This is a genomic window from Buttiauxella izardii, assembly GCF_003601925.1.
GTDB classification, from domain to species: domain Bacteria; phylum Pseudomonadota; class Gammaproteobacteria; order Enterobacterales; family Enterobacteriaceae; genus Buttiauxella; species Buttiauxella izardii.
Window position 1 is genome coordinate 42249 of record NZ_QZWH01000055.1, and the last position, 6485, is coordinate 48733.

General features: G+C 49.7%; 7 protein-coding genes. 4 read left to right on the top strand and 3 right to left on the bottom strand.

Annotated elements, in window-relative coordinates; translation table 11 throughout:
• The first annotated feature begins 300 nt into the window (after window positions 1–300).
• Window positions 301–1365, top strand: coding sequence for an L-ascorbate 6-phosphate lactonase (gene ulaG, locus D6029_RS19905; protein WP_120066429.1), 1065 nt, complete (start codon window positions 301–303; stop codon window positions 1363–1365).
• A gap of 96 nt (window positions 1366–1461) precedes the next feature.
• Window positions 1462–2217, top strand: a complete 756-nt coding sequence (gene ulaR, locus D6029_RS19910; protein WP_120066430.1) for an HTH-type transcriptional regulator UlaR — start codon at window positions 1462–1464, stop codon at window positions 2215–2217.
• On the opposite strand, the gene yjfP is transcribed toward ulaR, so the two are convergent.
• Complete coding sequence (gene yjfP / locus D6029_RS19915) at window positions 2218–2943, bottom strand: esterase (RefSeq protein WP_120066431.1); 726 nt, start codon at window positions 2941–2943, stop codon at window positions 2218–2220.
• Window positions 2944–3137: 194 nt separating this feature from the next.
• Here yjfP and bsmA point away from each other — a divergent pair, with 194 nt between their 5' ends.
• Both bsmA and D6029_RS19925 read left to right on the top strand, forming a co-directional pair.
• Entirely contained in the window at window positions 3138–3467 is a 330-nt protein-coding gene (gene bsmA / locus D6029_RS19920; protein ID WP_120066432.1) for a biofilm peroxide resistance protein BsmA, read from the top strand.
• A 150-nt stretch (window positions 3468–3617) separates the two neighbouring features.
• On the top strand, window positions 3618–3893 hold the full coding sequence (locus tag D6029_RS19925; protein ID WP_034461185.1) for a YdgH/BhsA/McbA family protein: 276 nt from the start codon (window positions 3618–3620) through the stop codon (window positions 3891–3893).
• 50 nt (window positions 3894–3943) lie between these two features.
• On the opposite strand, the gene D6029_RS19930 is transcribed toward D6029_RS19925, so the two are convergent.
• Both D6029_RS19930 and rlmB read right to left on the bottom strand, forming a co-directional pair.
• Window positions 3944–5578: an isovaleryl-CoA dehydrogenase gene (locus D6029_RS19930; RefSeq protein WP_120066433.1), complete on the bottom strand. Its 1635-nt coding sequence runs from the start codon at window positions 5576–5578 to the stop codon at window positions 3944–3946.
• Between the two features lie 103 nt (window positions 5579–5681).
• Window positions 5682–6413, bottom strand: coding sequence for a 23S rRNA (guanosine(2251)-2'-O)-methyltransferase RlmB (rlmB, locus tag D6029_RS19935; RefSeq protein WP_120066434.1), 732 nt, complete (start codon window positions 6411–6413; stop codon window positions 5682–5684).
• Between the last annotated feature and the right edge of the window lie 72 nt (window positions 6414–6485).

The window sequence follows — 6485 nt, forward strand, 5'->3', positions numbered from 1 at the left end:
TCAAAAGTAATCACAACAAGATTGAAAATGATTAATTGTGAGATGCCACGCAAATTATTTCCCCCAGTTACATAATGGGTAATAATCCCGAATAAAAATCATAAAATACTTAATAAAAATCATTAAGATACAAAATAAAAAACACTGCAATTTCAATGTTTACTCAGTTTTGATGTATCTGAATCGCAAAAATCACTGTCAAAAAACACTTCTCAAGTTAAATTTTTGATGTCAGTATTTATCAAATGAAATCACAAAATGATTTAAATTGATTAAAAATGAGTTCGGAGGAGAAAAATGATGAGTAAGGTTAAGACGATTACCCGCGAGTCCTGGATATTGAATACCTTTCCTGAATGGGGAAGCTGGCTGAATGAAGAGATTGAACAGGAAGTCGTGGCTCCTGGAACTTTCGCTATGTGGTGGCTGGGTTGCACGGGTATCTGGTTGAAATCTCAGGGTGGGGCGAATGTTTGCGTTGATTTTTGGTGTGGCACGGGCAAGCAAAGCCACGGCAATCCGCTGATGAAACAGGGCCACCAAATGCAGCGCATGGCGGGTGTTGAAAAATTACAGCCGAACCTGCGCACCACGCCATTTGTGCTCGATCCTTTCGCCATTCGCAGTATTGATGCGGTGCTTTCAACACACGATCACAACGATCATATCGACGTCAACGTTGCTGCCGCCGTGATGCAAAATTGCGCCGATGATGTGCCGTTTATTGGGCCGCAAACCTGCGTAGATTTGTGGATTGGCTGGGGTGTTCCGAGCGAACGCTGCATTGTGATGAAACCCGGTGACATCGTAAAAGTGAAAGATATTGAAATTCACGCACTCGATGCCTTTGATCGCACTGCACTTATCACCTTACCCGCAGGAGAAAAGGCTGCTGGCGTATTACCAGACGGCATGGATCAACGCGCGGTGAACTATTTATTTAAAACGCCAGGGGGCAATCTTTACCACAGTGGAGATTCCCACTATTCCAACTATTACGCAAAGCACGGAAATGACCATCAGATTGATGTGGCTCTGGGATCATATGGTGAGAACCCACGCGGCATTACCGACAAAATGACCAGTGCCGATATCTTGCGTATGGCTGAGTCCCTGAATACTAAAGTGGTGATTCCTTTTCACCATGATATCTGGTCGAATTTCCAGGCCGATCCACAAGAGATCCGCGTACTGTGGAATATGAAGAAAGATCGTCTGAAATATGGCTTTAAGCCCTTTATCTGGCAGGTGGGCGGCAAATTTACCTGGCCGTTGGATAAAGACCTATTCGAGTATCACTACCCGCGTGGGTTTGATGATTGCTTTACCTTGGAACCTGATTTGCCGTTTAAATCATTCCTGTAATGTCCAGATGCCGGGAGCATTACCCGGCTTTTCTTTTAGGCATTTCATCATTTATCAAATATCATCTTAAAAAATCATCTTTCATCGGAAATTAGCATGACAGAAGCACAACGCCATCAGATCCTGCTTGATCTACTTCAGCAAACAGGATTTGTTACGGTTGAACAAGTTATGGAACGGCTTGCTATTTCTCCAGCGACCGCGCGACGCGACATTAATAAGTTGGATGAAAGCGGCAGGCTGAAAAAAGTCCGTAACGGTGCCGAAGCGATTAGCCAGCAGCGATTACGCTGGACGCCGATGAATATTCATCTGGCACAGAATCACGATGAAAAGAGCCGTATTGCCACTGCTGCCTCGGCGCTTGTAAAGCAGGGTGAAAGTGTTGTGATCAACTGCGGATCGACGGCTTTTTTACTCGGCCAACAGATTTGCGGCAAGCCAGTGCAAATCATCACAAACTACCTGCCGCTGGCGAATTATCTCATCGATCAAGAGCATGAAAGCGTGGTGATCATGGGTGGGCAATACAATAAAAGCCATTCGATTACGCTTGGTCCTCAGGACAACGAAACGTCGCTGTATGCCGGGCATTGGATGTTTACCAGCGGAAAGGGTTTAACAGCTGAAGGCCTTTATAAAACCGATATGCTAACGGCGATGGCAGAACAGAAAATGCTGGGTGTAATCGGTAAATTAGCGGTGCTGGTTGATAGCTCTAAAGTCGGGCAACGAGCGGGCATGTTATTTAGCCGGGCAGAACAAATTGATTTAGTGATTACTGGCAAGCAGGCCAGCCCTGAGGTAGTCAAAAAGCTTGAAGCTCAGGGCGTGCAGGTCATTCTGGTGTGATCAGAGGTTTTCGCTAAAGAAGCGCCTGGCGGCTTCTAATGCCGTCGGCGTAATGCGATGTTTGACGCCAGGTTCCCGTAAACAGGTCATCTGTTTATCCAGGCCTTTCTCAATCAACGCTTGCTCCAGACGCCATGTTTCTGCCGCCGGAACCACATCATCCTGTTCACCATGCCACAGCAAAAGTGGCCGGTTTCCAATCTTTTCCAGTTGATGGCTGATGTCGTAATTTGCAAGTTCGTTAAGTGATTCAAGATCCAACGCCTGCGGCGGAAACAAATTCTTCCCAAGCGAGATGAAATATCCTGATCCCATCAGGCACGCAACGCATCGTACTTGCGAATAACGCGCCATAATTCCTAAAGCCGTCATGCCCCCCATCGATGCCCCGCCTACAGCAACGCGCTGTTCATCAACTGGGTAGCGCTCAGCCAGGGCCTGGTGAAGCTGGGAAAATTCGTCAATATTACTTTTGAGAATCGACCAGAATTGATACAGGCGCGCGGTTTCGTCACCATCAAAACGCGCCCCATGTTGTTTGGCATCAGGCATAATTACGCGCATTCCAGACTGAGCTAGCGCCACGGCAAAGTAGCTGTAAACCAGCTTCGACGATGTAAAACCATGATAAAAATACACAACGGGAAGTTGGCTCTCTTTTTTTCCGGTGGGTACAGCATGCAGAACTTCAATACCAGCCAACTCTTCGGTGTAAATTTCTATCATGGGATTCGTTCCGTATCAGGGTGAGACTTCCTTTGTAAGCCAGCAAAATGGGGATGGCAAGCTATTGGCGCTCGTGGAGAATTCCTAACTATGAGATCTGCTTAGCGGTTTTCATTCGAAAGCGACCAAAAAGCGCGGGGAAGCTAACAGAATGGGAACATTCCCTCATCTGCGAAAAAAACCGGAGCTACAATATGACTATTAAGAGACGAGAAACGATCATGCGACTGCTATCCGCTTTGCTGCTTGCGACCACACTCAGCGCCTGTAGCGTGTTACAAGGTACGCCGCAACCTGCTCCGCCAGCAACCGGAACGCCTCAGGAAATCCAGCGTTATCAGACGCAGGGTTTAACCAAAATAGGATCTGTGACGGCACTTGAGCACGGTTCCCCAATGGATACGGAAACGGCGCTGAAAGAAAAGGCCGTTGCTGCAAAAGCCGATTACTACGTCATCGTGATGAACGATGAAACGGTGGTGCCGGGTCAGTGGTATGCCCAGGCGATTTTGTACCGTAAGTAATTTGCCTCTGCTTATTTATGCAGATTTACAAAGCCTTGCACCAATTGATCGTTTGTTATGCACAATGAACCTCAGCCAATGGACAGGTCTGGAGTTCGCCAACGCGAAGGAATGCCCTGCTGATTTAGGGTAAGTAAAAAGGAGTTAATTATGAAACGGTCGCTTGCCTTAACCTCACTATTGTTGTCGGTTGGGTTAATCACAACATCAGCGCAATCGGCAGAAGATGTCGCCGCAGATTGTGTGACGGGTTTGAACGAAATCGGCATGATTTCAGTCAATGGTATTGCCGGTAGCGTGCAAGATGTGGAAAAAGTGATTGCCTTAAAGGCTGATGAACACGGTGCGTCGTATTATCGCATCGTGAAAATGCAGGAAAACCAGCTTGCTGAAGGCTGGCGTGTACAAGCTATTATTTATGCATAAATAAGCCAGCGGCCATTTAACTCATTTTTGTGGCGCTGGCTTAGTTTTTCCTATCCTGTGCGTCCCGTCGCCCGCAGCAAAACATCAATTAATACCTGATTCGGTAACACGCTTTCTCCCCGCGAGTCCAACATCATTCGGCACCAGGCTTCCCCTAATGGCGGAGACAGATGCTGCAACACTTGCGAACCCGTTGCCAGCAATGCCAATTGACGAGTGATTTCCCTGCCCCATTCCTCTTGTGGCTTATGCAACCGTTGTTGCAGTTGCCGCCAGCTACGGTCGAAATGTCGGTTTTGCCCTTTCACTTCATCAAATTCAGTATGCAGCATTTCCATAGCACCGGGCTGTTTTGCAAGGACTCGCAACACGTCCAGACTCATGATATTGCCGGAACCTTCCCAGATGCTGTTCACTGGCATTTCACGATAGATGCGCGGCAGTTCGCTTTCTTCGCAGTAACCCGCGCCACCGAGAACTTCCATGGCTTCTGCCACAAACGGGATGCCTGATTTACAGATGCTAAATTTGGCAGCCGGTGTAAATAGGCGGCTGTAGGCTAATTCATGTGGATTGCCGGGTGATTCCCAGGCCCGGGCCAGTCTGAACAGAAACGCTGTTTGCCCTTCAAGCTGCAAAGCCATACGCCCCAGAACCTGGCGCATAATCGGTAAATCAATCAGTGTTTTGCCGAAAGCCTGCCGTTGATGAGCATGATACAACGCAACGGAGAGCGCACGGCGCATTAAGCCGTGGCTTCCCAGCGCACAGTCAAAGCGAGTGTAACCGCCCATTTTCAGAATCGAGCGAACACCCTCACCTTCTTCGCCGATAAGCCAGGCAGTGGCATCACAAAACTCCACTTCGCTGCTGGCGTTCGAACGGTTGCCGAGTTTGTCTTTCAAACGCTCAAAACGAACCTGGTTGCGTTGTCCATCGGGTAAAAATCGCGGTAAGAAGAAGCATGAAAGCCCGCCTTTTGCCTGAGCCAGTACCAAATGAGCATCACTTTGCGGAACAGAGAAAAACCATTTGTGCCCGACCAGACGGTACATTTCACCGGGGCCACGCTTATCGATAGGTTCCGCACGCGTGGTGTTACTCAGCACATCCGAGCCGCCTTGTTTCTCGGTCATCCCCATGCCAATCAACAGGCCGCGCTTTTGTGCTCCGGGCGAAAGATGGGCGTCATAACGGTCACTGAGCAGGGGCTTAAGCCAGGAGTGAAACTCTTTCGGCAGAGATTTTTGCAATAGGGGAATCGCCCCGAATGTCATGGTTATCGGGCATAACGTACCCGCCTCCACTTGTGCATGTTGAACAAAACGCGCGGCACGAGCGACAAACGAGCCCTGGCGCGCATCTTCCTGCCACGGCAAATTATGTACCCGGTTTGCGCAGAGTCCCTGCATCAGAAGATGCCAGGCTGGATAAAAGCGCACATCATCGAGTCGTTCGCCGCTGGAGTCGTAGCGCAGTAATTCCGGTGGATTTGCATTTGCCAGCCGACCAAGTTCCAGCGATTCAGCCGAGCCCAGTTGCTGCCCAATGCTCGCCAGAAGTTCAGCATCCCAGCCAGCCCCTTCACGGGCGACGGCCTCGGTTAACGAGATATCAGAAAGGAAAAGGTTACTGTTGTTGAGGGGTATCGGTTGGTTAAAAACGGTGTGAGTTTGCCAGCGCATCGTGTTCCCTCCCATTTATGGCATTGCCATTTGTATGGACGGTGACAGCAGTTATGCATGGAGGGGGATCACAAAGCGGGGTGCGAACGCACCCCACGGGAAATTAACTGCGCTGACGCACAGCTTCAAACAGGCAAATACCGGTCGCTACAGAGACGTTCAGTGAAGAAACCGTTCCGGCCATTGGGATGCTGATCAATTCATCGCAATGTTCGCGAGTCAGACGACGCATACCTTCGCCTTCAGCGCCCATCACCAGCGCCATTGGGCCGGTCATTTTGCTCTGGAACAAGGTGTGATCGGCTTCGCCAGCCGTACCCACGATCCAGACGTTCGATTCCTGCAATAAACGCATAGTACGCGCCAGGTTGGTCACGCTGATAAGCGGAACGTTCTCAGCGGCACCACATGCGACTTTTTTGGCCGTTGCGTTCAGTTGCGCGGAGCGGTCTTTCGGAACGATAACCGCATGTACCCCTGCGGCATCAGCGCTACGCAGGCAGGCACCGAGGTTGTGCGGGTCGGTTACACCATCCAGAATCAGCAAGAACGGGGTATCGATGCTGGCCAGCAGGTCTGGAATGTCATTTTCCTGATACTGACGGCCTGGCTTCACGCGAGCAATAATGCCCTGGTGCACAGCGCCTTCAGATTTTTCATCCAGCCACTGGCGGTTTGCCATTTGAACCGGCACACCCTGGGCTTCCAGCGCATGGATTAAAGGCATCAGACGTTTGTCTTCACGGCCTTTAAGAATAAAGACTTCCCGAAAACGCTGGGGGGCGTTATCAAGTAGCGCCTGGACGGCGTGGATGCCGTAAATCATTTCACTCATTGGTGTCACTCGTTTCAGCCGCAGATGCGACGGTGTTTAATGCTTAAGATGGTCGCCCTCACCCCAGCCCTC

Excerpts from the sequence above, each read along its gene's own strand:
- yjfP (WP_120066431.1), bottom strand. The coding sequence starts at position 2,943 with ATGATAGAAATTTACACCGAAGAGTTGGCTGGTATTGAAGTTCTGCAT.
- ulaG (WP_120066429.1), top strand. The coding sequence starts at position 301 with ATGAGTAAGGTTAAGACGATTACCCGCGAGTCCTGGATATTGAATACC.
- D6029_RS19930 (WP_120066433.1), bottom strand. The coding sequence starts at position 5,578 with ATGCGCTGGCAAACTCACACCGTTTTTAACCAACCGATACCCCTCAAC.
- bsmA (WP_120066432.1), top strand. The coding sequence starts at position 3,138 with ATGACTATTAAGAGACGAGAAACGATCATGCGACTGCTATCCGCTTTG.
- D6029_RS19925 (WP_034461185.1), top strand. The coding sequence starts at position 3,618 with ATGAAACGGTCGCTTGCCTTAACCTCACTATTGTTGTCGGTTGGGTTA.
- ulaR (WP_120066430.1), top strand. The coding sequence starts at position 1,462 with ATGACAGAAGCACAACGCCATCAGATCCTGCTTGATCTACTTCAGCAA.
- rlmB (WP_120066434.1), bottom strand. The coding sequence starts at position 6,413 with ATGAGTGAAATGATTTACGGCATCCACGCCGTCCAGGCGCTACTTGAT.